Annotated in this window: 21 protein-coding genes; 16 read left to right on the top strand and 5 right to left on the bottom strand. The window is 64.4% G+C overall.

Annotated features, from left to right (window positions below):
• The first annotated feature begins 5 nt into the window (after positions 1–5).
• From G3574_RS27370 to G3574_RS27385, 4 genes are all read left to right on the top strand, one after another.
• Complete coding sequence (locus tag G3574_RS27370; RefSeq protein WP_235953652.1) at positions 6–4,121, top strand: type VI secretion system protein; 4,116 nt, start codon at positions 6–8, stop codon at positions 4,119–4,121.
• Positions 4,122–4,197: 76 nt separating this feature from the next.
• Complete coding sequence (locus G3574_RS27375) at positions 4,198–4,866, top strand: formyltransferase family protein (protein ID WP_163968735.1); 669 nt, start codon at positions 4,198–4,200, stop codon at positions 4,864–4,866.
• A 182-nt stretch (positions 4,867–5,048) separates the two neighbouring features.
• Positions 5,049–6,152, top strand: coding sequence for a type VI secretion system protein TssA (tssA, locus tag G3574_RS27380; RefSeq protein WP_235953653.1), 1,104 nt, complete (start codon positions 5,049–5,051; stop codon positions 6,150–6,152).
• A gap of 128 nt (positions 6,153–6,280) precedes the next feature.
• The gene (locus G3574_RS27385; RefSeq protein WP_163968737.1) at positions 6,281–6,895 is read left to right on the top strand and encodes a YopT-type cysteine protease domain-containing protein; all 615 of its coding nucleotides are present in this window, start codon (positions 6,281–6,283) and stop codon (positions 6,893–6,895) included.
• Between the two features lie 25 nt (positions 6,896–6,920).
• Here the strand turns inward: G3574_RS27385 and G3574_RS27390 are convergent, their stop codons facing one another.
• From G3574_RS27390 to G3574_RS27400, 3 genes are all read right to left on the bottom strand, one after another.
• Positions 6,921–9,344: a hybrid sensor histidine kinase/response regulator gene (locus G3574_RS27390; protein ID WP_163968738.1), complete on the bottom strand. Its 2,424-nt coding sequence runs from the start codon at positions 9,342–9,344 to the stop codon at positions 6,921–6,923.
• Between the two features lie 431 nt (positions 9,345–9,775).
• The gene (locus G3574_RS27395; protein ID WP_163968739.1) at positions 9,776–10,552 is read right to left on the bottom strand and encodes a hypothetical protein; all 777 of its coding nucleotides are present in this window, start codon (positions 10,550–10,552) and stop codon (positions 9,776–9,778) included.
• 59 nt (positions 10,553–10,611) lie between these two features.
• Positions 10,612–11,223, bottom strand: a complete 612-nt coding sequence (locus G3574_RS27400) for a LysE family translocator (protein ID WP_163968740.1) — start codon at positions 11,221–11,223, stop codon at positions 10,612–10,614.
• A 130-nt stretch (positions 11,224–11,353) separates the two neighbouring features.
• On the opposite strand from G3574_RS27400, the gene gcvA reads away from it, so the two are divergent.
• Positions 11,354–12,262 carry a transcriptional regulator GcvA gene (gene gcvA, locus G3574_RS27405; RefSeq protein ID WP_163968741.1) on the top strand — a complete coding sequence of 303 codons (909 nt, stop codon included), beginning with the start codon at positions 11,354–11,356 and terminating at the stop codon, positions 12,260–12,262.
• 77 nt (positions 12,263–12,339) lie between these two features.
• On the opposite strand, the gene G3574_RS27410 is transcribed toward gcvA, so the two are convergent.
• Positions 12,340–12,948, bottom strand: coding sequence for an HD domain-containing protein (locus G3574_RS27410; protein ID WP_163968836.1), 609 nt, complete (start codon positions 12,946–12,948; stop codon positions 12,340–12,342).
• A gap of 116 nt (positions 12,949–13,064) precedes the next feature.
• Between G3574_RS27410 and G3574_RS27415 the strand changes: the two genes are divergently transcribed.
• From G3574_RS27415 to G3574_RS27425, 3 genes are all read left to right on the top strand, one after another.
• Positions 13,065–13,205, top strand: a complete 141-nt coding sequence (locus G3574_RS27415; protein WP_163968742.1) for a hypothetical protein — start codon at positions 13,065–13,067, stop codon at positions 13,203–13,205.
• Between the two features lie 131 nt (positions 13,206–13,336).
• A complete protein-coding gene (locus G3574_RS27420; RefSeq protein WP_163968837.1) occupies positions 13,337–14,242 on the top strand; it encodes an SDR family oxidoreductase in 906 nt (301 codons plus the stop codon).
• A 34-nt stretch (positions 14,243–14,276) separates the two neighbouring features.
• Positions 14,277–15,074, top strand: coding sequence for an enoyl-CoA hydratase/isomerase family protein (locus G3574_RS27425; protein ID WP_235953654.1), 798 nt, complete (start codon positions 14,277–14,279; stop codon positions 15,072–15,074).
• A 67-nt stretch (positions 15,075–15,141) separates the two neighbouring features.
• Here G3574_RS27425 and G3574_RS27430 read toward each other — a convergent pair whose 3' ends face one another.
• Positions 15,142–16,698 (bottom strand): long-chain-fatty-acid--CoA ligase, encoded by a 1,557-nt coding sequence (locus G3574_RS27430; RefSeq protein WP_163968744.1) that lies wholly within the window; start codon positions 16,696–16,698, stop codon positions 15,142–15,144.
• A gap of 261 nt (positions 16,699–16,959) precedes the next feature.
• Here G3574_RS27430 and G3574_RS27435 point away from each other — a divergent pair, with 261 nt between their 5' ends.
• From G3574_RS27435 to G3574_RS27470, 8 genes are all read left to right on the top strand, one after another.
• Positions 16,960–18,123 carry a CaiB/BaiF CoA transferase family protein gene (locus G3574_RS27435; protein WP_163968745.1) on the top strand — a complete coding sequence of 388 codons (1,164 nt, stop codon included), beginning with the start codon at positions 16,960–16,962 and terminating at the stop codon, positions 18,121–18,123.
• Between the two features lie 71 nt (positions 18,124–18,194).
• Entirely contained in the window at positions 18,195–19,235 is a 1,041-nt protein-coding gene (locus tag G3574_RS27440; RefSeq protein ID WP_163968838.1) for an AraC family transcriptional regulator, read from the top strand.
• A 230-nt stretch (positions 19,236–19,465) separates the two neighbouring features.
• Positions 19,466–20,650, top strand: a complete 1,185-nt coding sequence (locus G3574_RS27445; RefSeq protein ID WP_328804867.1) for a lipid-transfer protein — start codon at positions 19,466–19,468, stop codon at positions 20,648–20,650.
• 33 nt (positions 20,651–20,683) lie between these two features.
• Positions 20,684–21,127 (top strand): MaoC family dehydratase N-terminal domain-containing protein, encoded by a 444-nt coding sequence (locus tag G3574_RS27450; RefSeq protein WP_163968747.1) that lies wholly within the window; start codon positions 20,684–20,686, stop codon positions 21,125–21,127.
• Positions 21,128–21,158: 31 nt separating this feature from the next.
• A complete protein-coding gene (locus G3574_RS27455; RefSeq protein WP_163968748.1) occupies positions 21,159–21,584 on the top strand; it encodes a MaoC family dehydratase in 426 nt (141 codons plus the stop codon).
• Positions 21,585–21,602: 18 nt separating this feature from the next.
• Positions 21,603–22,427 (top strand): SDR family NAD(P)-dependent oxidoreductase, encoded by an 825-nt coding sequence (locus G3574_RS27460; RefSeq protein WP_163968749.1) that lies wholly within the window; start codon positions 21,603–21,605, stop codon positions 22,425–22,427.
• Between the two features lie 54 nt (positions 22,428–22,481).
• The gene (locus G3574_RS27465) at positions 22,482–23,639 is read left to right on the top strand and encodes an acyl-CoA dehydrogenase family protein (RefSeq protein WP_163968750.1); all 1,158 of its coding nucleotides are present in this window, start codon (positions 22,482–22,484) and stop codon (positions 23,637–23,639) included.
• Positions 23,640–23,669: 30 nt separating this feature from the next.
• On the top strand, positions 23,670–25,361 hold the full coding sequence (locus tag G3574_RS27470; protein WP_163968751.1) for a long-chain fatty acid--CoA ligase: 1,692 nt from the start codon (positions 23,670–23,672) through the stop codon (positions 25,359–25,361).
• Positions 25,362–25,437: the final 76 nt, after the last annotated feature.

The raw sequence follows: 25,437 nt of genomic DNA on the forward strand, positions 1-25,437 counted from the left end.
ACTTCTTGTCAGATAACACCGCCATCGTCACGCTGATCTGCCTCACCGTGGTCGTGCTGCTCCTGCTCGCCATCGTGATCTGGGCCGCCATGAAGGGCGCCGAGAAGCAGGACAAGCCGGCCGGACAGAAACCCCGCCTCATCAGCGCCGAGTCGCTCAAGCATTCCTTCCGGCTGGCGGTCGAACTGATCGAGAGCAATCTCGCCAGCCGCTCGGAGCGCTACGACCTGTCCTGGACCCTCATCCTCAACGAGGGCAGGGAAGGGCAGGAGTTGCCGCTGGTGCAGTCGGGCCTGCAAAGCGCGCTGAGCGCCGACACCACCTTGAGCACCGCCGCGCAAGGCATCAGCTGGAACTTCTTCGACAATGGCGTCGCGGTGCAGCTGCAGTCCGAGCAACTCGGTTCGTCCGACCCGGATGCCGCCGACAGTTCGAATACCTGGGACGATTTCCTCGGGCTGTGCCGCAGCTACCGGCCGGATCGCCCCTTCGATTCCATCGTCCTGTCCATTCCGGCCAGCCTTTTCCTCCAGTCCGATTCCGCGTCGCAGCTCGAGCTTGTCGCCCGCGCCAAGTCGATCCACCGCCGGCTCTGGCTGGCGCAAAACCGGCTTGCCCTGCGTTTCCCGATCTACCTCGTGATCGCGGGTTGCGAAGCCATTCCGGGATTTGCCGCGTTTTCCGCCGCGCTGCCAGAGCCGATGCGCCGCTCCATGCTCGGCTGGTCGTCGCCCTACGAACTCGTCGCGCCCTTCCAGGCGCAATGGGTCGACGCGGCCATGAATGAAGTCGTACGCGCCGTCGCGGACACCTCCGCCGAGCTGTGCGCGCTCGAGTCCGGCGATTCCAACAGCGCAAGCTATTTCATGCTTGCCAACGACATCGACCGCCTGCGCGCCGGGCTCAAGCTGTTCACCGAAGAGCTGATGCGCCCAAGCGCTTACCATGAGCCCTTCCTGTTGCGCGGCATGTATTTCACCGGCGACTGCAGCCCGGCCGCGGCACTCGTCGCAGGCATGGGCGGCATGGGCGGCATGGGCAGCCCGGTGCTCAGCCTGCCGCTCAGCCAGGAAGGGGGCGACGCTGCGGCGGAGGCCGCCGAGGAAACGGCGCTATCGACATCGCAAGCCCTGGCATTGAGCCAGTCCAGCGCCTTGCCGGCATTCCTGCGCGACGTCTTCGAACGCAAGATCTTTGCCGAAGCCGGACTCGTTTCATCGTCAACCTCGCAACAGATGCGCCGGCCCGCGCTCGGCCGCGTTGCCCGCTGGACCATGATCGGCGTGCCGGCCGTCTGGGTGATCGGCATGGGCGTCGCCTCGTTCCAATTGCATGGACAGGTGCGGGACATCACCTCATCCCTCAACCGCCTGGAGCGCAGCTCGCGCGACGGCATGGAGGCGGCGCGCGACAACGTTGCCGACCCCGCGAAGAGCCGGCAACGCGCGATGGATGCGTTGATGAACATCGAACGGATGGGAGCGGCCCACCTGCGTTCCGTCTTCCTTCCGGGTTCCTGGGCATGGATCGATGACTTGCACGCGCGCGTCCACCGCAAGCTGGAACAAGGCTTCGCCGACAACGCCTTCGATCCGATGCGCAGGGAAATCTTCAAGCGCGCGAGCCGCCTGACCGGCGTGCCGACCGATCCGGTGTCGGGCAACCTGATCGCCGGCGCGAGCTGCTCGTTGCCGTCGCAGTGGAACGACATGACGTTTGGCAAGCCGGTGGCGGCGCTCAACATCGAAGAGCTGCCGGAATTCGGCGCCACCTTGCAGTATGTCGGGCAGATCGAAGAGCTCGACCAGGTGCTGCGCGCCATCGGCCGGCTCAAGGACGCCGACGACACGCCCTCCAGCGAGGACCTGGCGCTCGTGGTGCGCGTGCTGTTGGGCGCCGAGCTCAACGGCAATGCCACCCGTACGGCGGAACTGTTCCGGCAAGCGATCAAGGACACGCCGGCGCTCACGGTGAAGCCATTGCAGGAAGCGACGTCCTGCGCGCTCGACCTGGCGCTCAAAGCGACCTACGAGCGGCTGTTCGCCAACAATGCCTTGCTCAAGTCGGAGCAGACGATCGCGCGGAACATGACCGCATTGATGGACGTTGCGCCGGGAGCCTCGGACCCCGTCGCCACCATCGAGGCATGGCATTCCCTGCACGACACCCTGCAGAAGCAGGAAGCGCTGCTCGGGTCCAACAAAGGGGCGTGGATGCGCAGCCGGACGCTCCACCTCGGCCAGGCGCACGATGCGCTCCTGCAGCGCGTGCAAGCCGTTCCTCTGCTCGGCAAGAATGTCGCCGCGGACGCGAAGACAAGGGCGGAAGATGGATTCGCCAAGTTCCAGGCCGCCTGGGAGGATACGCTGGCCGCGGACAAGTTTTCGCCGCTGATGGTGCAAGGCTTGACCTGGTCGGACACGTCGTCGTCGTGGGCGTTTTCACCAAGCCGCAAGGCCTTGCTGGACGCGCTGTCGGCGCTGCTGGCGCAGCCTTACATGAAGGTCAACCGGCTCAGCCGCATTCCCGACGTACCGGCTGGCGGCACCGTCACATGGAACCGCAGCCGCCTCGACCAGGCGCTCGCGCTGGGCGACATGCGCAAGCGATTCCAGACCGACCTGATGACGCGCTTCCCGGTCATGCTGCAGGCGCCGGCCGCCAGGATGAACGATGCGGCGCTGGCGGAAGCCGCGCGCGACCTGTTGTCCCAGGCCTTCGTCGTCTCCGTCAATGAGATGCAGGCCCCAGCGGCCGATGCCGACCGCGCCCGCGCATTGCAGTTGCGCGCCTGGCTGCGCGAGCTGGGCGGGGAAAACGTCGCCGACAGCCTGTCGGCCGTCCTGGCCAAGGACGCCTTGTCCCGCCTGCAGGTGCTGGATGGCAGCTTCTCCCGTGCCGACATCTTCATGCCGCGCGACGTGGCCTTCCGCTCATGGACCGGGGAAAAGGCGCCGCTCGTGGATGCCTTCGGCGCCGTCGATGCATCGACCCTGGCTGGCTATGTCGCGCAGCAGGTGGCATTCGTGGATGCCGCCGGCAAGGAAGCGGAAGGGCTGTTGCCCCAGCTTGGCGCGGGCCAATCCGCCAATCCGCTCGTGGCCCGCTGGCAGGCGATCGTGGCTGACGTCGGCCGCTACCGGCTCAAGAGTCCGACCAGCAGCCTGATGATGCTCGAACAATTCATCCTCGCCGGATCGTCCGAGGTCGACGTGAAGAACTGCATGGACAAGCTGTCGTCGCGCACAGCCCAGCGCCGCGCGGCCGATCCCTTCTCCGAGCGCATGCAGTTGCTGCAGGCAGGCCTCTATACGCGCTGTCGTGAGATCAAGCAGACCGAGTTCCAGGAAGCCTGGACGCGGTTTTCGGAAGCCTTCAATCGCGACCTGTCGAACCGCTTCCCGTTCAGGCAGGTGAGCTTCGACCCGATGCAGAAAGGGAACGCCGCGGATGTCGAGGAAGTGGGACGGGTGTTGAAGCTGTTCGATCGCGCCCAGTCCATTTCGCTCGCGCCTGCCCGCGACGTTTCCCAGGGCGTGGCATCGGTCAAGCGCGCGGAAGAGCAGATGCAGCGTGTGCGCGAGTTTCTCGCACCGCTTTATCCGACCGAGGACAACCAGGTGCCGGGACTGGATCTGACGCCGGAATTCCGGGCCAATGCGGCCGCTGAAATCGACGGCAACAAGATCATCGACTGGTCCCTGACCGTGGGCGGGCAGACCATGAAGAACCGGGATCCGATGCGTCCGCTCCGCTGGGAGCCGGGCATGCCGATTACCCTGACCATGCGCGTCGCGCGCGATGGTCCGGTGATTCCCGCGGCGGACGCACTGCAAGGCGATCTCAGCGTGGAAGACCGCACGGTGACTTACCGGTTCGACGATCAATGGGCCCTGCTCTCCTTGATGGCGGGGCACCGCGATGCCGAGTCTGGTTCGAGCGACGCCAGGGCGCAGTTGCTGAAATTCGAGTTCCCGCTGGTCACGAACATGGCAAACCCGGGTGCGCAGCCGCGCGCCTCGCGTGCGCGCGTCTACGTCAAGCTGGCGGTCAGTCCCGCCGGCAAGCGCGCGCCGCTGGCATGGCCGGGATCCTTCCCGGTGCGGGCGCCGACGTGGTAGGCATGCGCGCCGGCGAACCAGCCTTCGGGCAGGATCGCCGTTAGCAATAAAAATTGAATGGTGAAAGTTGAATCGTATGTCTTCCCGCGCGCCGCAAGCCAAAGTTCGGATCGCCGTTTTTGGCAGTTTCTATCGTGGCTTTCATGTCCTGAGCGAGCTTCTCAAGGGGCCGGTTTCAAAAATGGTCCAGGTGGTCGGCGTGGCGACCGACGACGTCTCGTCGTCCTTCGTCAGCCGCGAACGCCGCGTCTGGAATTATCCGCATACCCGGACGGAAGAAATCATGGTGGAGCGCCTCGCCCAAGTGCACCGCATTCCGGTCTACAAGGAGCGGGTGAAGACGGAGGCGTTCTACGACATCTACGAGAATGCGTGGCGGCCCGATGTCTGCATCGCCGCGACTTTCGGGCAGCGCATCAATGCGCGCCTGCACCAGTATCCGGGCATGGGTTTCTACAATCTGCATCCCTGCATCAACGATGGCTGGCCGTCGCAGTATGCCGGTCCGAATCCGTTCCAGGCCCTGCTGGACAATAAATCGGACCATGCGGTGATCGCCATGCATGAAGTCGACGATGGATTCGATACCGGCAGATTGATCGCCCTCTCCGAAAAAATCTATTTCCCGCCCGAGGCGACGGTCATCGACCTGCATAAATCGTCGTCGCCGATCGCGGCCCGGTTCTTTGCGCTGGAACTGGGCAAGCTGATCGCCGCGCGCGAGGTCGCTCATGCAATGGAATAGCGCGCGCGGCCTTCACTCCTATGGCAACAATGAAAACGCTCGCCGGTAGCTTATCGAATCTCTATGACAAGGCGCGTGCAATCGTCACCAGTCCGACTCCTACCCCGGCCCCAGCTCCCGCACCAATACACCTTGAGATATTGCCGATGTGCCCTCCAGGCGAACCGAAACCGAAGATCCTCATGAATCCCGAACACCAGGCGGAGCTGGAAGCGCTGCTGGCACCGATTTCCGAGGCCGAACCCTGTGGTCCGGCGATGCGCTACGATCCGGTCTTCACCGAAATCCGCCTGGCGCGGGAAGAGGATGATCCAAGCCTGCCGATGGGTACCTGGGAACGGCCGCTCAAGCGGGCGAACTGGCCCCTGATCGAGGAAAAGTGCAGGGACATGCTTGCCCACCGCTCGAAGGACGTGCAGATCGCCGCCTGGCTGCTCGAGTCGTGGACGCGCCAGCATGGCTTCGAAGGCCTGCTGCGCGGCCTGCACCTGATCGATGGCCTGCTGCGCACGCACTGGGGAACGATTCATCCCGTCATCGAGGAAGACAACGACGCCGATGCCCGGGTCGCGCCGCTGGTGTGGCTGAACGAGTCGATGTCGATGACGATCAAGGTGCAGGTACCGGTGATGAACATCGCCGGCCGGAAGCCGCCGAAGATCAGCTTCGCCGACTGGGAACGCATGACCGCCAAGGAACTGGCGGGAGAAGAACAGGAGCCGCCCAGGCCGGCCGACGTAACCGCCGCGGAGGCGCCGCTGACCCGCGAGAACCTCGTCGCCTACGCCCATCATCACCTCGGACTCGAGCTGCAGACCCGGCTCGAACTCGTCCGGCAATGCCTGGCTTGCCTGACGTCGATCTCCGGTTTCGTCGACGCGCAGCTTGGCATGGATTCGCCGAATCTCTCGAAGCTGCACGTCACGCTTTCCTCGATCGAACGCCTGCTGACCCAACTCATTCCCGCGAAAATCGAACCGGCGAGCCTGCCCGCCGTGCCACAGCCGTTCGACCTCGCGATCCCTGTTTCCGCCGCATTCACAGGAGAAACCCCCATGGCACCGCCCGTCCAACTTTCGCATTGGCAGACCCGCCTCGAGGCTTATGCCACGCTGGAAGCCATCGCCGATTATCTCGCGACGGTCGAACCGCACAGCCCGACGCCTTACCTGCTGCGCCGCGCCGTCAAGTGGGGGAAGATGCCCTTGCCTGAACTGATGGCGGAAATCGTCAGGGAGGAGGGCGACCTGAACCGGCTTGCCAACCTGGTGGGATTGAGCGAATAGCCATCGCCGCGTGTATCAATCGGCGAATCGATGGCGGAATTCAAGCCCGTCCATTCGATCGCCGGTCTTGAGCGGTTTCGCGCTCTTCTTCAATTCATCCAAAACGTCATTGATAAAAGGGGACTCACTTGGCCAGGGTCAGAGAAGTATTCCAGAATGCCGCGTTCCAGAACAACTGCAATTTTTCAGCCTATGGCCAGATGGATGCCATTAACGCGCATGGCGTTGGACGGGATGAAGGAGGCGGGGGAATCTGCTACGGCCTCTCGGTCGTCTGGCTGGAAAGCAAAATGAAGGGAACGTCTTCCGCTTTCCTGCATGACGCCAACCAGGTGATGAGCAGCCCGGTGTTCGCACGCTCGAATCTGATCTGGAAGAATCAGCGAAACAAAAAGATGTGGCAGGAACTCACCGGCCTGCGTCCGGCAATGGACAAGAATGGAGCCGAAAAGCAGAGAACCTTCGAGCTCGAAGAGATGGCGGCGTTTACCGCATGGCTCAGCAGCAGCGCGGGATCGCGATATTTCCTCGTTCATGTGCCTGGCCACACCATGGGCGCATGCGGATCGAAGATGGGGAAGGTAGAATTTTTCGACCCCAACGGCGGCATCGCCAGTTCCATGCACGCCAGCCGCCTCGCGGCCTGCCTGACGAAGTATTTCCAGGCGGATGAGGTGAAATCGTACAAGACCCCGGTCCGGAACAAGCTCATCCTGACCGTGGAAAAATACAAGGGAGGTTGAGGCGCGCGGAGATCGCGCGCCTCGGCTACATCGAAAACATCGTCGCGGACTGGTTTTCTTGGCCGAACCTCGCCGCCAGCACGCGCTGGACCTCGTGGATCTTGACGGGCTTGGTCAGGTGGAGGTCGAAGCCCGCCGCGAGGCTTTGCGCCTGGTCGGCTTCGGTGCCCCAGCCGGTGAGCGCCACCAGCACGCGGGAATGCGCGCCCGGCAAGGTTCGCAGCACCGACACGGTCTCGTAGCCGTCCATGCCCGGCATGCCTATGTCGAGGAACACCACGGCAGGATCATGCTGTTTCACGATCTCCACGGCGGTCTGCCCGTCGTGCGCGAGGAGTGCCTCGTGGCCGCTCATGTCCAGCAGCAAGGCCATGGTTTCGGCGGCGTCGCGGTTGTCGTCGACGATCAGCACCCTGCGTTTCCTGACCCCGTCCACACGCGATGGCAGCCTGGCCTCGGCCGGCTTCGGCGTATCCGATCGCGGCAGCCAGATGCGGAACCGGCTGCCGGCGCCCGGGCCGGCGCTCTCGGCGGAAACGCGGCCGCCGTGCATCTCGACCAGGCCCTTGACGACGCTCAGGCCGATGCCAAGTCCGCCCTGGGCATGGTCCAGGTGCTGCTGCACCTGCGCGAACCGGTCGAAAACGTGGTCGAGCATCTGGGCCGGGATGCCGATGCCCGTGTCCGTCACCTCGATGAACAGCATGCCCGCCTGGTCGGCTTCGCCGCCGCGCAGCGTCACGCGCCCCCCGCGCGGCGTGTACTTCGCCGCATTGTTGAGCAGGTTGCCCACCACCTGCACGAGGCGGGTCAGGTCGCCCGTGACGCGCAGCGCCGGGTCCACGCCTTCCCACACGACCACCTGTCCCTGCGCGTCGAGCAAGGCCTGCACGCCCTCCAGCGCCTGTTCGAGGACGGCGTGCAGCGAAATCGATTCCCGCCGCAGCAGGATCTTGCCTTGCCGGATGCGCGCGATGTCGAGCAGGTCGTCGACCAGGTGCACCATGTGGTCGAGCTGGCGCTGCATGATGCCCAGCACCTGCCGCCCCTGGTCCGGCAGGCCGGCGCTGACGTTCTGCAGCAGGTCCAGCCCGGTGCGCAAGGGAGCAAGCGGGTTGCGAAGCTCATGCGCAAGCGTGGCCAGGAAGTCGTCTTTCTGGCGATCGGCGAGCTTGAGCGCCTCGCGGGCGCGTACGAGGTCGGTGATGTCGACGCAGGCGCCGGTCATCGTCTTGGCGCGGCCCGTCGGGTCCAGAAACGTGCGGCCACGGTCGTACAGCCAGTGCACCGAACCATCCGGGTAAACCACCCGGAACTCCATTTCGAAATCGTCGCCGGCATCGCGGCAGCGGCCGCAGCATCGGATAACCTCGTCGCGGTCGTCCGGATGGACCAGCGCGATGAACTGATCGAGGCTGCGTACCACCTCGCCCGGGCGCAGGCCGAACAGGCGGTCGAGCGCGGTGTCCCAGGTGAGCCGGTTATCCCGGATGTCCCAGTGGAAAGTGCCGGTGCGGCTTGCCTCGAGGGCCACTTCCATGGCGAGCTCGGCGGTCTTGCGGCTGGTGATGTCCATTGCCGTGCCGTTGGCGCGCACGCAGCGGCCGGTGGCGTCGAACAGTCCGCGTCCCTTGGCGGCGACCCAGCGCACCTCGCCGTCGTCGCGACCGATCGTGCGGTACTCGATGTTGTAGAACTCCCGGCGCTCCGGGTCGCACGCCGCAGCGAATGCGCTGGCGACCATCGGCCGGTCGTCCGGATGCAGCCCCCTGAAGAAGTCGTCGAGTGAAAGCGGTTCGTCGGTCGTGATGCCGAACATGGTTCGCAGCCGCGGCTGCCAGATCAGGCTGCCGTCGGTCACGTTCACGTCCCAGAACGCGATCTCGGCGGCGTCAGTGGCCAGGCGCAGGCGTTCCTCGCTTTCGGCCAGGGCCTGCTGCGCCGCGCGCCCGGCGCGGGACTCTTGCCCTAGCCTCACCGCCGAGGTGGTCTCGATCGCCGCGCAAAAGATGCCTGCGATCTGTCCGTCGTCATCCAGCAAGGGCGTGTAGGTGAAGCTGAAATAGTGCGGACCGGGCGTCTCGCGACCGGTCAGCTGGAATGGCTTGTTCTCGAACGACAGCGACTCGCCGCGCATGACCGCCTCGTTCAACTGCCGCAGCTCGTCCCAGATCTCGCTCCAGACGTCGGCCATCGGCTGGCCGAGCGCTTGAGGATGCTTGTTGCCGAGGATGGAGATGTAGCTGTCGTTGTAAAGCGAGATGCAGCGCGGACCCCATCCGATGAACATGGGCTGCTGGGCGCGCAGGATCAGGCTCACGGCCGTCTTCAGGGACTGGGGCCATGACTCCATTGGGCCAAGGGGGGTCGTCGACCAGTCGTGGCAACGCATCAGGGCGCCCATGGCGCCGCCGCTGCGCAAGTGCGGCTGGTCGGAGGGGTCTATCATCGGTATGGCTCGATATGGCGGCGGCGCAAGGCCGGTTCGCAGAGGTTGGTCGGGTAAAGTCGAATTTTTCGGGACAAAGAATAAAACTCGACCCCGGTTGCCCGCTGACCGGCTTGCGGGACAGCGTCCTGCCCTGTCGCTTGCCGGTCCCGGTCACCAGCCAACGATACCAAATAAGGATTTGCAAGTACAGCAAGGTCATCGCTGAAATACTGCACCGATCAAAAACATCGTGTATCAGCCGGCGAGCCGTCGAAGGGCTTGCTGAGTCCGCACGCGTTGGCCATGAGAGCATTTCCGTTAGTCAAGTTCTTCCCGCGGCAGTTTGATTTGCGTCAATCAGCCGACGTGTCGGAGGCGAGGTTGAAAGGTGGAAATTGGCCAAAGGCGGCCCCCGGCGGCGATCCGATGACTCAACCGGAGTGACCGGCCTATTTCGCCCGCTGGATATGAAGTCGCCGCATCCGGTAGAAAGCGCATGCTTGTATCGTCAAGGCACAGGCGACCGCGGTGCCGTAGGCGAGAAGCAGGGTGGTGCGCGTCAATGTCAGGCTCAACACGTAAAAGAAGACGGCAAACCCCAGCAGCCCCGAAACCATCCCGCGCAGTACCTGTTTTGCGGCAATGCCACCGATCATGCGGTGGGCAAATACGGCGAGGATCGTCGCGATGAAGGGAAAGGACGCCAGTACGCCGCTCACGCCCGGCCCGATATGCGGCGCAATGAGCGTTACGCCAACGACCAGGGCGGTAATCAGGACCATGCGTGCCGGCAGGTCCCACCACGGTGACGCCAGCTTGCTGCCGACAACCGCTTCCCTGGGCGTCAGGTGCAGGACCAGCGACATTGCCAGAAGGGCAGCGACAAACAACCCGGTTTGAGCGATCCCGCTCGATTGCAGCGTACTTGCCACCAGCGCGAATGCCGCGCAAGCACCGCCCAGCGCGGTCGGCCAACCCAGGTGCGCAAGGCGGCAGTAGGCCAGACAAAAGCCGGTTTGGGCAACCGTGGCGGTAAGCGATCCCGATGTTGCCTGCGTTGCGAAAACAGGGCCGTGCTCCAGTGCCAGGAACACGGAGATCGGCCCGGAAGTCAACGGCAGCCCAACGAGGAAACCCCCAATCGCTTCGCCCCAGCGGCGCACAGCCATGCTGGCGGCCAGAAGCAACAACGGGGTGACAATCAGTTTGAAAACAAGGAGATCCATGGCGAAGAAGCATGGCTGGCTGACCAGCCCTGGTGGAAATACGGTTTCATGCAGTGGCTTCAGGCATGTAGCGGCAGCGCCGCGCCGATCGCAACGAAGATCCCGCCGCAAACACGGTTGAAGCGCTGCCCGACACGTGCCAGCCAGGGACGGACACGATTTGCCGCGCTCGCCATCGCATACTCGGCAAGGAATTCCGTGGCCGAGTAAGTTGCGGCCACCACGGCAAACTGGGGTAGCAGGCTCCGATGCGGGTCAATGAACTGGCTGAGGAAGGCACTGAAGAACAGCAAGCCCTTGGGATTGGTTGCCGCCGACAGGAAGCCCTGGCGAAAGAGCAGCCAGCGGCCGGCCCTGACCGGCCTGGGGCCTGCTTCGACCGCAATGGGCGGGGAACGCCAGGTCTGGATGCCCAGCCAGACAAGATAGGCACCGCCCATCCACTTCAGCACGGTAAGCCAGACGACGGACGTCTTGATCAGCGCGCCGATGCCGAACATGCACAGGGCGATGATGACGATAAAGCCGATCACGCCACCGACGATGGTGAACAAGGTCTTGCGGCTGCCATGCAGCGCGCCATGGGTAATGACGAGCAAGCTGTTCGGGCCGGGCGAAAGCGACAGGCCGATGCAGGTAACAAGAAAAATAAGCCAGGTATCGGACTGCATCGTTGCTCCTTCATTCTCGGCAAAGACTGGATCTGCCGCTTCGCCACCCATATTGGCGTTCAACACGCTTGCTGACAAACCATTTATCGTCACATAATGCGTGAATATAACTCACGCATGCAGATTGCCCATGTTTGATCGCCTGCCTCCATTGCAGACGCTGCGCGCGTTCGAAGCCGCTGGCAGGCTATTGAGCATGACGCTTGCCGCCAACGAACTGCACGTGACCCACGGCGCGGTGAGCCGTCAGATCAAGGCGCTCGAAAATCATCTTGGCGTACCACTCTTCCAGCGGCTGACCCGCCAGATCGTTCTCACGGAAGCCGGGGCCGAGTTCCATGTCGCCGTCACGCGCCTTCTTGGCGAGCTGACGAGGGAGGCCGTACGGCTGCGCATCCAGGACCCGGTGGCGCGCCTGACCATCAGCACGAGCGTATCCTTTGCAAGCAAGTGGCTTGCTCCGCGCCTGCATCGCCTGAAAGCACGTCATCCCGAACTCGATGTCCATCTTGATGTCACGGACACCAACGTGGACCTGAACAATGGGCAAGTGGATGTGGCGGTGCGTTACGGGAAAGGGCGTTACCCGCAGGCCCAGGCGGAACGGATCATGAACGAAACCGTGACACCCGTGTGCAGCCCTGCGTACCAGGCCGAAATGGGAGGCCTGAACACTCCCGCGAACCTGGCGAAGTGCACGCTGCTGCATGAGGACCGCATGAAGGCCAACTGGGAACAGTGGTTCGGTGCGGCGGGCATTGCTTCGGGACGCACCATGCGCGGCCCGGCATACAGCCACGGCAGCATGGCGATAGAAGCCGCAATCCGGGGAGAGGGCGTGGCTCTGGGGCGCAGCGTGCTGGTATTCGACGACATTGCTGCCGGACGTCTTGTTGCGCCATTTGCGCACATCAAGCTCAAGGCGGAAAAGGGCTATGACCTGGTATACCGTATCGGCAATGACGAGAACCCTAAGGTTCGTGCCCTGCGCGACTGGCTGGCGGACGAAATCCGGATGTTACGCTCCGGAGAAAATTAGCGGCCGGCAGTGTCCACAAGTGATCCGGGGTGCGCCTCTTTTGAATCATCATCGTCTGTTGTGTCCAGGGCATGGGATCAACTTGTGCCTGGGGACTTTTCCGACGCCTGTCTGGCAAAGTGTTGCACTACCCACCGTTCACATACCGACCACAGCAGCGGGGCGCCTCTCTTGATCACGGGACCGTACCGGGAAAACACTTGTTCAAGCGAAACGCCGTTCTCCGTCCATGTTCCTCCCCCGGTAAATACATTGATGAGGAGCGGCTGGAATCGATCCAGCGCCTTCGCAAACTTCGCGTCCTCTGTCTCGGCACGCTCGAATTCCTGCCATAAAGCCAGTAGTTCCTTTCCCTGTGGCGATGGCAACAAGCCAAACAATCGATCCGCCGCTTTCCATTCCTGCTCGGCTTGCAACTCGCTTGAAAGCCCGCCATGAATCGGAAAATCGCCGACGTCTATCTCGACGATGTCATGCAACAGGAGCATCTGTATGACGCGATTGGTATCTACAGTCCCGCTGGCATACTGGTTCAGCAGCAGGGCATACATCGCCAGGTGCCAGGAATGTTCTGCGGAATTTTCCTTTCGGCTTTTGTCCAGCAGCGGGGACTGCCTTACGACGGTCTTCAGCCGGTCAATTTCCCTCAGAAAATGCAGCTGCTTTTCCAATGCCGTGGTTTGCATCGCCATTCACACTCGCTTGTCGTCCCGTTCAAGCCGCATTCTACAGGGTAGGTTGGGCTATCCAGGATCGATACGCCAGGCGCCTGGCCGAACGTAAATGCGTAGACCTCGGCGCCATGGATGGCAAGACTCGGATGGATCGCGGCGCCTTCGAAGTGATCGACCTCAATGGTTGCAAGAACCTGCATGACATCAAGGATGCCGGCGGCAAGTACTTCGTGCAGGAGTTAGCCGGCGATTCGCTTCGCTTCGGCTAACCCGAATCCCCCGTTTGTCAAAACCGAATTGTACTTGTGTGCGGGTTGCTGCATGCTGTCCTGATATCACTCCGCGGTTCAACGGAAAACACAAGAGAACACGAAGGAAGAGACGAATGACGAATCAGAACATGGTGCAGGACAAGGTGGTGGTGGTCACCGGCGCCGGCAATGGCATCGGACGGGAGATCGCCCTGGCAATGGCGCGCAGCGGCGCAAGGGTCGTCGTCAATGACATCGGCGCATCGCTTACCGGCGACGCCACCGGACTCAATCCCGGCCAGCAGGTCGTGCAGGAAATCAAGGCATTCGGCGGACAGGCCATCGCCAATGGCGACAGCGTCGCGGAGGCCGGGTCCGCGCAGCGCATCATCGAAGCCGCGGTCGCGGCCTTCGGGCGCATCGATTGCGTCGTGAACAATGCCGGCATCCTGCGGGACCGCATCTTTCACAAGATGAGCGTCGAAGACTGGGACGCGGTGGTGAAAGTCCACCTCTATGGCGCCTACTTCACCAGCAAGGCAGCGGCGCCTTACTTCAAGGAGCAAGAGTCGGGCAGCCTGGTCCACATGACGTCCGCGTCAGGCCTGGTCGGCAACATGGGGCAGGCAAACTATTCCGCCGCCAAGCTCGGCATTACCGCGTTGTCGAAGTCGATCGCGCTCGACATGCAGCGCTACAACGTCCGCTCCAATTGCATCTGCCCGTTCGCCTGGAGCCGGATGACGAGCTCGATTCCGGCAGACACGCCGGAGGAGCAGGCGCGCGTGGAAAGGCTGAAGCAGATGACCCCGGACAAGATTGCGCCGCTCGCCGTGTACCTGGCGAGCGATGCGGCCGCAGAAGTCAACGGCCAGGTCTTCGCGGTGCGCAACAACGAGATGTTCCTGATGAGCCAGCCGCGCCCCCTGCGGTCGGTTCACCGTTCCGAGGGATGGACGCCGGAGTCCATCGCCAGCCATGGCATGCCCGCGCTGAAAGCCTCGTTCTACGATCTTGACCGGTCCGCCGACGTCTTCAGCTGGGACCCGATCTGAACGCCGCGCGACACGCATGAATACAGGAGACAGCATGAAAGCAGAAGCGTTTCAAACCATACGCTACGACGTCGGAGACGGCGTGGCGACGATCACGCTCAATCGTCCGGCGCAGAAGAACGCGCTCGACAAGGTGATGCGAGCCGAACTGGCCGAGGCGGTGGCCGAGGTGCGTCGCGACCGCAGCATCCACGCGCTCGTGCTGACCGGCGCGGGCGGCGCGTTCTGTGCCGGCGGCGACATCCGGGGCATGCAAAGCGGAGCCGGCACGGCGGAAGAGGGCAGGGACCGGATGCTCGACCTGCACTTGTGGGTGGAGGAACTGATCAACTTCGACCGTCCCGTGATCGCCGCGGTCGATGGTCCCGCATTCGGCGCCGGCTTCGGCCTGGCCCTGGCGGCGGACTTCGTGCTTGCCACGCCGCGCGCCCGCTTCTGCCTGTCTTTCCTGAAGCTTGGCCTCATTCCCGACTGCGGCGTGTTCTACACCTTGCCGCGCGTGGTCGGCCTGCAGCGGGCGAAGGAACTGGCGTTTTCCGCGCGCGAGCTTGGCGCCGAGGAAGCCAGGCAGCTGGGCATCGTCGCCGAGATCCACGAGCCGGACGCCATCGCCGGGCGCGCGCGCGAGATCGCGCTCAGCTTCACCGCCGCCTCGCTGACCGCGCTGAGCATCAGCAAGCGGGTCTTCAATGCCGCGCCGACGAGCACGCTCGGCGCCTTGCTGGAAATGGAAGCGGCGGGACAGGGCGTCGCGCGCTCGTCGGAATATCACCGCAATGCGGTCGCCGCTTTCCTGAACAAGGAAGCGCCGCCTTACTCCTGGCCCAAGTAATGAAGCCATGCGCGCCGCGGAGCGGCGCGCAGGCAAGCCAGCCGTCTCGTTCAGGCGGCTGCGCCGTTCAGTTCACCTTGCGGGATTGTCCGCGCCAGTACGGTTCGCGCAACTGCGTCTTGACGACCTTGCCTGCTGCGGACAGCGGCATCGCCTCCGGAAAATCAAAGGATTTCGGGCACTTGTATCCCGCGAGCGCGGTCTTGCAGTGGCTGCGCAAGTCGTCCTCCCTGGCCTGGGCGCCGGTCCGGAGCACCACGACCGCGTGCACGCTCTCGCCCCACTGCGCGCTGGGAATGCCGATGACGGCGCACATGGCGACGGCCGGGTGGCGCGCCAGCACGTTTTCCACCTCGGCGGAATACACGTTCTCGCCGCCGGTCACGATCATGTCCTTGATGCGGTCCACGATGTAGAGGTGGCCGTCCGCATCGAGGTAGCCGCCGTCGCCGGTGTGCAGCCAGCCGCCGCGCAGCGCGGCCGCCGTCTCTTCCGGCTTCTTCCAGTAGCCGAGCATGACGCATCCGCCGCGGATGATGACTTCGCCCACCGCGCCTCGCGGAACCTCTTCCCCATCGGCATCGACGACGCGGATCTCGCAGCCATACCCGGCGCGGCCAACCGACTTGACCAGGCCGCTCGCCCGCGCTTCCGGCCCATGGTTGGCGGGAGGATTGCCGCACACGGCGGCGGCCGTCTCGGTCATGCCGTAGGCGCTGGCGAACTCGACGCCGGGAAACAGGTCCAGCGTGCGTTCCAGCAGCGGCAACGAGATCGGCGAAGCCCCGTAGCTGATGCGCCTGATGGTGGCCATCTTCCTGCGCTCGAAGCGCGGATGGTCGAGCAGCATCTGCAGCATGGTGGGCACCAGCATCAGGTCGGTGACGGCATGCCGTTCCACGGCGTCGAGCACGCCCTCCGCCGTGAAGGACGGCACGATCACCACCGTATTGCCGCCTATCGACTGGCCGACCAGCCTGCCAGCGCCGCCGACATGGAACAGCGGTGTGGCGATCAGAGAGATGCTGCCTGGCTGTCCGCCCATCTCCGCCATCCGGGCAATCGAGGCGATCCAGAAATTGGCGTGGCTGAGCATCACGCCCTTGGGGAAGCCGGTGGTGCCGCCGGTATAGAGAATGGCGGCGAGGTCGTCGCCCCCGCGCATCGCATCCTCGACGGGCGCCGCGGCGGCGATCAATTCCTCGTAGCCGAGCATGCCCGGCGGCGTCGCCTGCTCGCCGGCGTGGATGATGGTGCGGACGCAGGGGGCCTGTTCGCGGATGGCGTCCACCATGCCGGCAAACTGGTCGTCGACGATGAGCACCTGGCTGTCGCAGTCGTTGAGGGAATATGCGATCTCCGACAGGCTCCAGCGCGTGTTGACGGGGTTGGCGACGGCGCCCGCCCACCATGCCGCCTGGAAGTATTCGACATAACGGTCGGAGTTGAGCGCGAGCATCGCAATCCGGTCGTTGGCGCCCAAGCCCAGCGACCGGAGGGCGCCGGCCAGGCGCGCCACGCGCTCGGCCATCTGCTGGAAGCTCTGCTGCCTCTCGCCGAAGATGGTCGCCATCCGGTCCGGATGATTTTGCCGCGCACGATGCAATCCTTGTGTCAGGTTCATTCCCGTTGTCTCCTTGAAGGCGGTGCCCGCGCCGGCTGCCCGAGCGCCGGTTCATTACCCGATATTCGCGTTTTCCGCGGCATCGCGGCAATGGCGATTCTTTCCAAAACGCGTTGGCAAAAGCTGCCATTCTTCGCTGGTCCGGCGCTGCCTGAGCATTTCTGCCATCGCCGAAACAGCGATCCTGCCATTGGCCCGTCAAGGTCCGGCCGCTAGAATTTTTCGCATCGCCATTCCCATGAGACAACAGGAGAGAAAGCCATGACAAGCCAGCCCCCGCTGCAAGGCGTGAAGGTACTCGACTTGACCCGCCTGCTGCCGGGGCCGGTCTGCACCCAGCACCTGGCCGACATGGGCGCCGACGTGATCAAGATCGAAGACACCGGCGCGGGCGACTATGCCGCGGCGCCGGTGAAGGCGCTGGTGAACCGCAACAAGCGCGGCATCCGCCTCGACCTGAAGCAGGCGGCCGGCGTGCAAGCCTTTCTCGACCTGGCGCGTGACGCCGACATCGTGGTCGAGGGATTTCGTCCCGGAATCGTGGACCGTCTCGGCATCGGCTACGAGAAGGTAGCCGGCGTCAATCCCCGGGTGGTCTACTGCAGCATCACCGGCTATGGACAGTCCGGTCCTTTCCGCGATTTGGCCGGACATGACATGAACTATGGAGGCTATGCCGGCGCACTCGACCAGGTCGGCAGCGACGCCTCCACGCTTGCCTTGTCCAACCTGCCGGTGGCCGACCTGATGGGCGGATCGCTGACGGCGGCGATGGGCATCCTGGCGGCGCTGTTCGATGCCTCGCGGACCGGCCGCGGCCGTTACCTCGACGTCGCCATCAGCGACGGCACGCTCGCCCATGCGGTGCTGCCGCTGGCGCGCGTGAATGCGGAGGGCAAGGCGCGGCCCGCGGGCGGCGACAGCATCTCTGGCGGGCTGCCCAACTATCGTCCGTATCGCACGCGCGACGGCCGCGTGCTCGCGGTCGCGGCGCTCGAACCCAAGTTCTGGGAAACGTTCTGCGACACGATAGCGCGGCCCGACCTGAAGGCCTGCGACCGCAATGCGCCGCCGGAGGTCCTGCGCCGCATCCAGGAAGAAGTCGCACGGGTCGTGGCATCGATGACGCTCTCCGAGTGGGAAGAAAAACTGGCCGGCGTCGACTGCTGCGTCAGCCCGGTACTGAAGCTGGAAGAGACGCTGCGGCATCCGCATTTCCGGGAACGCGGCATGGTCCACGACACCGTCCACCCGCGGCTCGGGTCGCTGACCCATGTGGGCTTCCCGGTGAAGATGAGCCGGTTCGCGTTTTCCGTCGCGCGCCAGGCGCCCGCGCCGGGTGAGCACACCGTCGAGGTGCTGCGCGAACTCGGATACGCGGAGGAAGACATCACCGCGCTTCGGGAATGCCGCGCCGCGCTGTAGCGGGCGCATGCAGCGGGCAATCTAATACGCTATGCTTACGCCAGCAGAAGCGATTGCCCGAGCTTTCAACCATGACGGTCACCCACAACACCATCGCGATCCTCCAGGTCGAGCAGATCCTGCAGGGCGTGCGCAAACAGGGCAGAGACATATCCGCGATCCTGCTTCGTTCCGGCATTTCCCCGGCGCTGCTCGATTCGCCGCTGTCGCGCGTCTCGCAGGCGCAATACGCGGCCCTCATCCGCACGCTTACCCGCGTCACGCGCGACGAACTCTGGGGCCTGTGCTCGCGCCCGGTCAAGATCGGGACCTTCTCGCGCAACTGCCGCGCCCTGGTGCATTGCCGTTCGCTGCGCGAAGCCCTGGTCCAGGGGTTCCGCTACTATCATCTCGCGCTCGAAGACTTCGTGCCGCGCCTGCGCATCGAGGGCGACATCGCGCATGTCGTGCTCCAGGCCCGTGCCGAGCGCGACGCGCGCCTGCGCTACGTCGAGCGGACCTTCATGTTCTTCGCCTTCGGCCTTGCCTGCTGGCTGGTGGCCAGGCGCATTCCGCTGATCGACGTCGATTACTGCAACCTCGACAAGAACCTGTCGTCCGACGCCTTCCGCGTATTCCAGGCGCCGGTGCGCTACCAGGATGGCCAGGTCGGCTTCCGCTTCGAGAAACGCTGGCTCGACCTGCCGGTGGTGCAGAACGTGCAGAGCGTGGAAGAGTTCCTGCACCAGGCGCCGGCCAGCCTGCTGATCAAGTACCGCGACCATGCCAACGTGACGGAACGCATCCGGCGCATCCTGCGCCGCCACCTGGCCGGTGAAATGCCCTCGCTCGAGGAAGTCAGCAAATCGATCGCGGTGACGCCGCAAACCCTCAGGCGGCGCCTGCAGGAAGAAGGGCAGGGCTACCAGGCCATCAAGGACGACCTCCGGCGCGACGTTGCCATCGAATACCTGGCGCGGCCGGATCTCACCTTGATCGAAATCGCCGTGCTGGTCGGGTTTTCCGAGCCGAGCACCTTCCATCGCGCGTTCAAGAAATGGACCGGGGTTGCCCCCGGCGAATACCGCCACACGCGGCTGCACGCGAACGGCGCCGGCGCGACGCCGGCATAACGCTTCGCGGCGCCAGATCCATCCGGCGCCGATCAATTTCCCCCTGGCAAACCAATTCGGCCAACCAAACCGCGGGACAGGCATCGCCGCCGGTCCTGGTCGTTTTGGCCAATGCTTTTTGTCGCCCTCCGCCATTGTTCGGCCGTGCCCGCGCAGGCAATCTACCCTCATTGCAAAGCGAGGCGAGTCCGCAGCACTTGCATGAACATACCTCGAGAGGAGAATCGACAGTGAGCCGAAAAGTACAAGTGGTGGGCGTAGGCATGATCCCCTTCACCAAGCCGGGCGCGAGCGAGCCCTATTCCGTGATGGGCGCGCGCGCGGCGAAGCAGGCGCTCGAAGATGCCCGCGTCGACTACAAACTCATCGAACAGGCCTACGTCGGCTACGTCTATGGCGACTCGACTTCGGGCCAGGCCGCCGTCTACGGCGTGGGCGTGACCGGCATCCCGGTGTTCAACGTCAACAACAACTGTTCCAGCGGCTCCACCGCGCTGTTCCTGGCGCGCCAGGCGATCGACAGCGGCGCAGCCGAATGCGTGCTCGTGCTGGGCTTCGACCAGATGAGCCCGGGCGCGCTGAAGGGCGCCTATGACGATCGTCCCTCGCCGCTGGCGCGCTTCCAGGAATCCATGGTCGCCGTGCAAGGTTTCGAGGATGGCGTGCCGCGCGCCGCGCAATTCTTCGGCGGCGCCGGGCGCGCGCACATGGAGCGTTTCGGCACGAAGCCGGAAACCTTCGCTCGCATCTCGGTAAAGGCGCGGCAGCATGCGGCCCGCAATCCGCTGGCGATCTTCCGCCAGACCGTCACGCTGGACGAAGTGATGGCCGCGCCCCAGGTCTTCAACCCGCTTACCCGCCTGCAGTGCTGCCCGCCGACCTGCGGCGCCGCCGCCGCGGTGCTGGCATCGGAAGACTTCGCCAGGAAGCATGGCCTCGATACCCGCGTCTTCATCGCCGCCCAGGCCATGACCACCGACACCGCCAGCACCTTCGATTCCGGCGACATGCGGCGCGTGGTGGGCTATGACATGACGGGCACCGCCGCCAGGCGCGTGTATGAGGCGAGCGGCGTCGGCCCGGAGGACGTCGACGTGGTCGAGCTGCACGATTGCTTCACCGCCAACGAACTCATCACCTACGAGGGACTGGGCCTGACGGCGGAAGGCACCGCCGAGCGCTTCATCCTGGACGGCGACAACACCTACGGCGGCAAGGTCGTCGTCAACCCCTCGGGCGGGCTGCTCTCGAAGGGACATCCGCTGGGCGCGACCGGACTGGCGCAATGCGCCGAACTCGTATGGCAGCTGCGCGGACAGGCCGACCAGCGCCAGGTGGAAGGCGCGCGGGTGGCCCTGCAGCACAACCTCGGGCTTGGCGGCGCATGCGTCGTTACCATGTACCAGTCGGCTTGATCGGCACCAACCAGCACCGGAAAGGTCAACATCATGATCGACAAACGCCATATCGGCCATGTGCTGCCGCGCTACTCGGTGGAAGTCGAGAAAGGTCGCCTGCGCTTTTTCGCGAAGGCCACCGGCCAGGCCGACCCCGTCTTCAACTCCGAGGACGCGGCCCGCGGCGCCGGCATGCCATCCCTGCCCGTGCCCCCGACCTATCTGTTCTGCCTCGAGATGGATTCTCCCAACCCGTCCGCGGTGCGGGACCTGCTGGGCATCGACATCGGCCGGATCCTGCACGGCGAGCAGCATTTCACCTACCACGCGATGGCGTATGCGGGCGACACGCTGAGCTTCGAGCAGCGCATCGCCGACATCTACGACAAGAAGAACGGCGCGCTCGAGTTCGTGGTGCGCGAAACCCGCGTCACCAACCAGCGCGGCGACTTGGTCGCCGAACTGCGCGGCGTGACGGTGGTGCGCAACGCTTGAACCCGTCCCACACAGCAACACAGGAAGACGCATGGAAAGAATGACATTCGCATACGACGCGGTGCAGGTGGGCGACGAAATCGCTTCCCTGACAACCGAGCCGATCACCCGGCATACGCTGGCGCTGTATTGCGGCGCCTCGGGCGACCACAATCCCATCCACGTGGACATTGATTTCGCCCGCCGCGCCGGCATGCCGGACGTGTTTGCCCACGGCATGCTGTCCATGGCCTACCTCGCCCGGGTGCTGACGAACTGGGTGCCCCAGGACAGGCTGCGCAGCTTCGGCGTGCGCTTCGCCGCGATCACCCACGTGGGGGACGCCATCACCTGCACCGGCAAGGTGGTGGAAAAGTTTGAGGAAAACGGCGAGCGGCGCGTCAGGGTCGAGCTGACGACAACCAACCAGGACGGCGACATCAAACTCAAGGGCGACGCAATCATCGCCATGGCATGACGGACACAGGAGAGAGACATGAAGAAACTCGAAGGCAAGGTGGCAATCGTATCCGGCTCCGGCCGCGGCATCGGGCGTGAGATCGCCCTCAAGCTGGCCAGCGAGGGCGCGAGCGTCGTGGTCAACGACCTCGATCCGGGCACCGCGAACGACACCGTGGAAGTGATCCGCGCCGCCGGCGGCAAGGCGCTGGCCTGCGCCGGCAGCGTGACCGAAGCCGGCTTCGCCGAGCGCTTCGTCGCCGCCGCCGTCGACGGCTTCGGCGGACTGGACATCATCGTCAACAACGCCGGCTACACCTGGGACAACGTGATCCAGAAGATGAGCGACGAGCAATGGGACGCCATCCTGCAGGTCCACCTGACCGCGCCCTTCCGCATCCTGCGCGCCGCTTCCGAGTTCATCCGCGCCGCGGCGAGGAAAGAGGCGGAAGCCGGGCAGGAAGTATTCCGCAAGGTGGTCAACATCTCGTCCACCTCGGGCGTCATGGGTAACGCCGGACAAGCCAACTACGCCGCGGCCAAGGCCGGCATCAATGGCCTGACCAAGGCGCTGGCCAAGGAATGGGGACGCTACAAGGTCAACGTCAACAGCGTCGCCTTCGGCCTGATCAAGACCCGCCTGACGGAAGCGGCCGCCGATGCCGACGCCAGCATCGACATCGAAGGACGCAAGATCAAGGTCGGCGTCAATCCGCAGGTGCTCAAGAACGCCGAAGCGCTTATTCCGGTCGGCCGCGCCGGCACGCCGGAGGAAGCGGCGGGCGCGGTCTACCTGTTCTGCTTGCCGGAATCCAACTACATCAGCGGCCAGGTGCTGGTCTGCGGCGGCGGCCGACCCTAGGGCGGCTGAGCGTCTCCGGATGTTTCCCTTTTTTTGCATGCTATCTGCACCGACATGAGCGCTTCTTCCCCTCCCTGGATGACTCCGGACCTGGAACTGTTCCGGGATTCGATCCGCAGGTTCTTCGACAACGAGGTCGCGCCGTACGAGGACAAGTGGCGCGCCCAGCATCATCCCGACCGCGACATCTGGCGCAAGGCGGGTGAGATCGGCATGCTGTGCGCCAGCATCCCCGAGGAGTACGGCGGCGGCGGCGGGGACTTCCTGCACGAAGCGGTGATCTGCATCGAGCAGAACCGGGCCTTGTCCAACAGCTTCAGCCTGAACGTCCATAGCGGCATCCTGGCGCATTACATCCTGCGCTACGGCACCGAGCAGCAGAAGCGCCACTGGCTGCCGCGGATGACGACGGGGGAGATGGTGGGCGCCATCGCCATGACCGAACCGTCGGCCGGCTCCGACCTGCAAGGCATCAAGACGACGGCGGTGCGCGAGGGCGGCGAGTATGTCATCAACGGCTCGAAAACCTTCATCACCAACGGCTACCATGCCGACCTGGTCTGCGTGGCGGTCAAGACCGATCCGTCCGCGAGAGGCCGGGGCGTGTCGCTGGTCATGCTGGAGACCCGGGACCTCAAGGGCTATCGCCAGGGCCGGTTCCTGGAAAAGATCGGCCAGCGCGGCCAGGACACGGTGGAACTGTTCTTCGATGACGTCCGGGTGCCGGCGGAAAACCTGCTCGGCGGGGAAGAAGGGCGGGGCTTCGCGCAGCTGATGGAACAGTTGCCGCAGGAACGCCTGCTGATTGCCATCGGCGCGGTCGCGGTGATGCAGCGCGCGGTGGAGGAGACTTCCGCCTACGTGCGCCAGCGCGAGGCCTTCGGGCAGCCGCTGATGGCGCTGCAGAACACCCGCTTCAAGCTCGCCGAATGCAAGACCACGGCGACCATCGCCCAGACCTTCGTCGACCAGTGCGTGATGCAGCTGATGGCCGGAAAGCTCGACATGCAGACCGCGGCGATGGCCAAATGGTGGACCACGCAAATGAATTGCCAGGTGATCGACGAATGCCTGCAGCTGCATGGCGGCTATGGCTACATGCTCGAATACCCCATCGCGCGCATGTACGCCGACGCGCGGGTCGGAAAGATTTACGGCGGATCGAACGAAATCATGAAGGAAGTCATCGCGCGCGCCATCGAGCGCGAATGACGCGCCATCACCGGGACTGGAGACTGCACCGTGTCGACCCTGCACCATCGCTACTGGCCCAAGGGGTTCCCGAAAACCCTGCACGTTCCCGATACCAGCCTCGTCTACAACCTCGAGGTGGCGGCGCGCCGCTACCCGGACAAGCCGGCCCTGGTGTTCTACGATACGGTCCTCAGCTATGCCGAGCTGAAGCGGGAAGTCGACGCGCTGGCCGGGTTCCTGCAGCAGCGCTTCGGCATCCGCAAGGGCGACCGCGTCCTGCTGATGAGCCAGAATTGTCCGCAGTTCGTGGTGGCCTACTATGCCGTCATGCGCGCCGATGCGGTAGTGGTCCCGGTCAATGCGATGAGCACCACGCGCGAGCTCGCGCATTATGCTGCCGATTCCGGCGCGCGGACCGCGATCGTCGCCCAGGAACTCTGGCCGGCGGTCACGCCGCTGCTCGGACGTGACGGCAAGGAAGCGATCGACCACGCGCTCGTGCTCCGGTATGGCGACTACCTGCGCGCGCCCACCGAATTGAACGTTCCCGATGTGGTGCGGGAAGCGCCCGCCGCCATCGCGCACGACAGGGCGGTTTCCTGGAACGCGGCGCTCGCCGCGGCCTGCGTTCCGGCGCCGCACCTGGCCGGTAAAGACGACATCTGCCTCTTGCCCTACACCTCGGGCACCACCGGTTTGCCGAAGGGCTGCATCCATACCCATGGCACACTCATGGCGGTGGCGGCCAACAGCCAGGCGTGGCGGCAGCTGTTCCCGAGTTCGGTGTTCTTCGCCAGCGCCCCGGCTTTCCATCTGCTGGGGATGCAGAACGGCATGAACATTCCCATCCTGCTAGGCGCAACCGCGCTGCTGCTCACGCGCTGGGACCGCGACAACGCCGCCTCGCTGATGAGCCGCTATGGCGCGACCGCCTGGGCCGCTCCGCCCGCCATGGTGCTCGACTTCTTCGCCCGTCCCGACCTCGACCGCTACGACCTGTCCAGCCTGACCCTGATCACCGGCGGCGGCGCGGCAATGCCGGAAGCGGTTGCCCTCATGCTGCGCGAAAAGTACGGGCTCGAATACATCGAAGCCTACGGCATGACCGAGACTGCCTCCGGCACGCATGCCAATCCGCTGTGGCGCCCCAAGCGCCAGTGCCTAGGCATGCCGGTGTTCGGCGTGGATTCGCGCGTGGTCGATCCGACGACGCTGGACGAATTGCCGCAGGGACAAGTCGGTGAAATCGTGACCCACGGCCCGCAGGTCATGAAGGGTTACTGGAACAACGAGCCGGCGAACCGGGAAGTTTTCTTCGAACGCGACGGCAAGCGATTCATTCGTACCGGCGACCTTGGCTACGTCGACGAGGACGGCTACTTCTTCATGTGCGACCGGCTCAAGCGCATGATCAACGTCTCCGGCTACAAGGTCTGGCCGGCGGAAGTCGAGAACATGATGTATTCGCATCCCTCCATCCACGAAGCCTGCGTGGTCGGCATGCAGGATGAACGCCGGGGCGAGTCGGTCAAGGCGATTCTCGTCGTCAAGCCGGAAAGCAAGGGGAACCTGAGCGAAGGCGACGTCATCGCCTGGTGCCGCGGGCAGATGGCGACCTACAAGGTGCCGCGCGCGGTGGAATTCGTCGATGCGCTGCCGAAATCGAGCACGGGGAAGATACTCTGGCGCGAGCTGCAGGAGAAGGAAAAGGGAAGCGTCAGCGGCGTGGACGGGAGATGATTTTCGCGGGCATTACCGTCTACCCATGTCATTCCCGCGAAGGCGGGAATCCCATTTCGCTCGTCCGGAGGAACGC

Origin of the sequence: Noviherbaspirillum galbum, assembly GCF_010974945.1 — a bacterium.
Lineage (GTDB): Bacteria > Pseudomonadota > Gammaproteobacteria > Burkholderiales > Burkholderiaceae_D > Noviherbaspirillum > Noviherbaspirillum galbum.

Bases quoted from the DNA above. Each gene is read 5' to 3' on its own strand.
- G3574_RS27430 (WP_163968744.1), bottom strand. From the start codon at position 16,698: ATGAACCTGACACAAGGATTGCATCGTGCGCGGCAAAATCATCCGGAC.
- G3574_RS27425 (WP_235953654.1), top strand. From the start codon at position 14,277: ATGAAAGCAGAAGCGTTTCAAACCATACGCTACGACGTCGGAGACGGC.
- G3574_RS27455 (WP_163968748.1), top strand. From the start codon at position 21,159: ATGGAAAGAATGACATTCGCATACGACGCGGTGCAGGTGGGCGACGAA.
- G3574_RS27440 (WP_163968838.1), top strand. From the start codon at position 18,195: ATGACGGTCACCCACAACACCATCGCGATCCTCCAGGTCGAGCAGATC.
- G3574_RS27395 (WP_163968739.1), bottom strand. From the start codon at position 10,552: ATGGATCTCCTTGTTTTCAAACTGATTGTCACCCCGTTGTTGCTTCTG.
- G3574_RS27415 (WP_163968742.1), top strand. From the start codon at position 13,065: ATGGATGGCAAGACTCGGATGGATCGCGGCGCCTTCGAAGTGATCGAC.
- G3574_RS27375 (WP_163968735.1), top strand. From the start codon at position 4,198: ATGTCTTCCCGCGCGCCGCAAGCCAAAGTTCGGATCGCCGTTTTTGGC.
- G3574_RS27400 (WP_163968740.1), bottom strand. From the start codon at position 11,223: ATGCAGTCCGATACCTGGCTTATTTTTCTTGTTACCTGCATCGGCCTG.
- tssA (WP_235953653.1), top strand. From the start codon at position 5,049: ATGAATCCCGAACACCAGGCGGAGCTGGAAGCGCTGCTGGCACCGATT.
- G3574_RS27450 (WP_163968747.1), top strand. From the start codon at position 20,684: ATGATCGACAAACGCCATATCGGCCATGTGCTGCCGCGCTACTCGGTG.
- G3574_RS27460 (WP_163968749.1), top strand. From the start codon at position 21,603: ATGAAGAAACTCGAAGGCAAGGTGGCAATCGTATCCGGCTCCGGCCGC.
- gcvA (WP_163968741.1), top strand. From the start codon at position 11,354: ATGTTTGATCGCCTGCCTCCATTGCAGACGCTGCGCGCGTTCGAAGCC.
- G3574_RS27410 (WP_163968836.1), bottom strand. From the start codon at position 12,948: ATGCAAACCACGGCATTGGAAAAGCAGCTGCATTTTCTGAGGGAAATT.
- G3574_RS27465 (WP_163968750.1), top strand. From the start codon at position 22,482: ATGAGCGCTTCTTCCCCTCCCTGGATGACTCCGGACCTGGAACTGTTC.
- G3574_RS27435 (WP_163968745.1), top strand. From the start codon at position 16,960: ATGACAAGCCAGCCCCCGCTGCAAGGCGTGAAGGTACTCGACTTGACC.
- G3574_RS27420 (WP_163968837.1), top strand. From the start codon at position 13,337: ATGGTGCAGGACAAGGTGGTGGTGGTCACCGGCGCCGGCAATGGCATC.
- G3574_RS27390 (WP_163968738.1), bottom strand. From the start codon at position 9,344: ATGATAGACCCCTCCGACCAGCCGCACTTGCGCAGCGGCGGCGCCATG.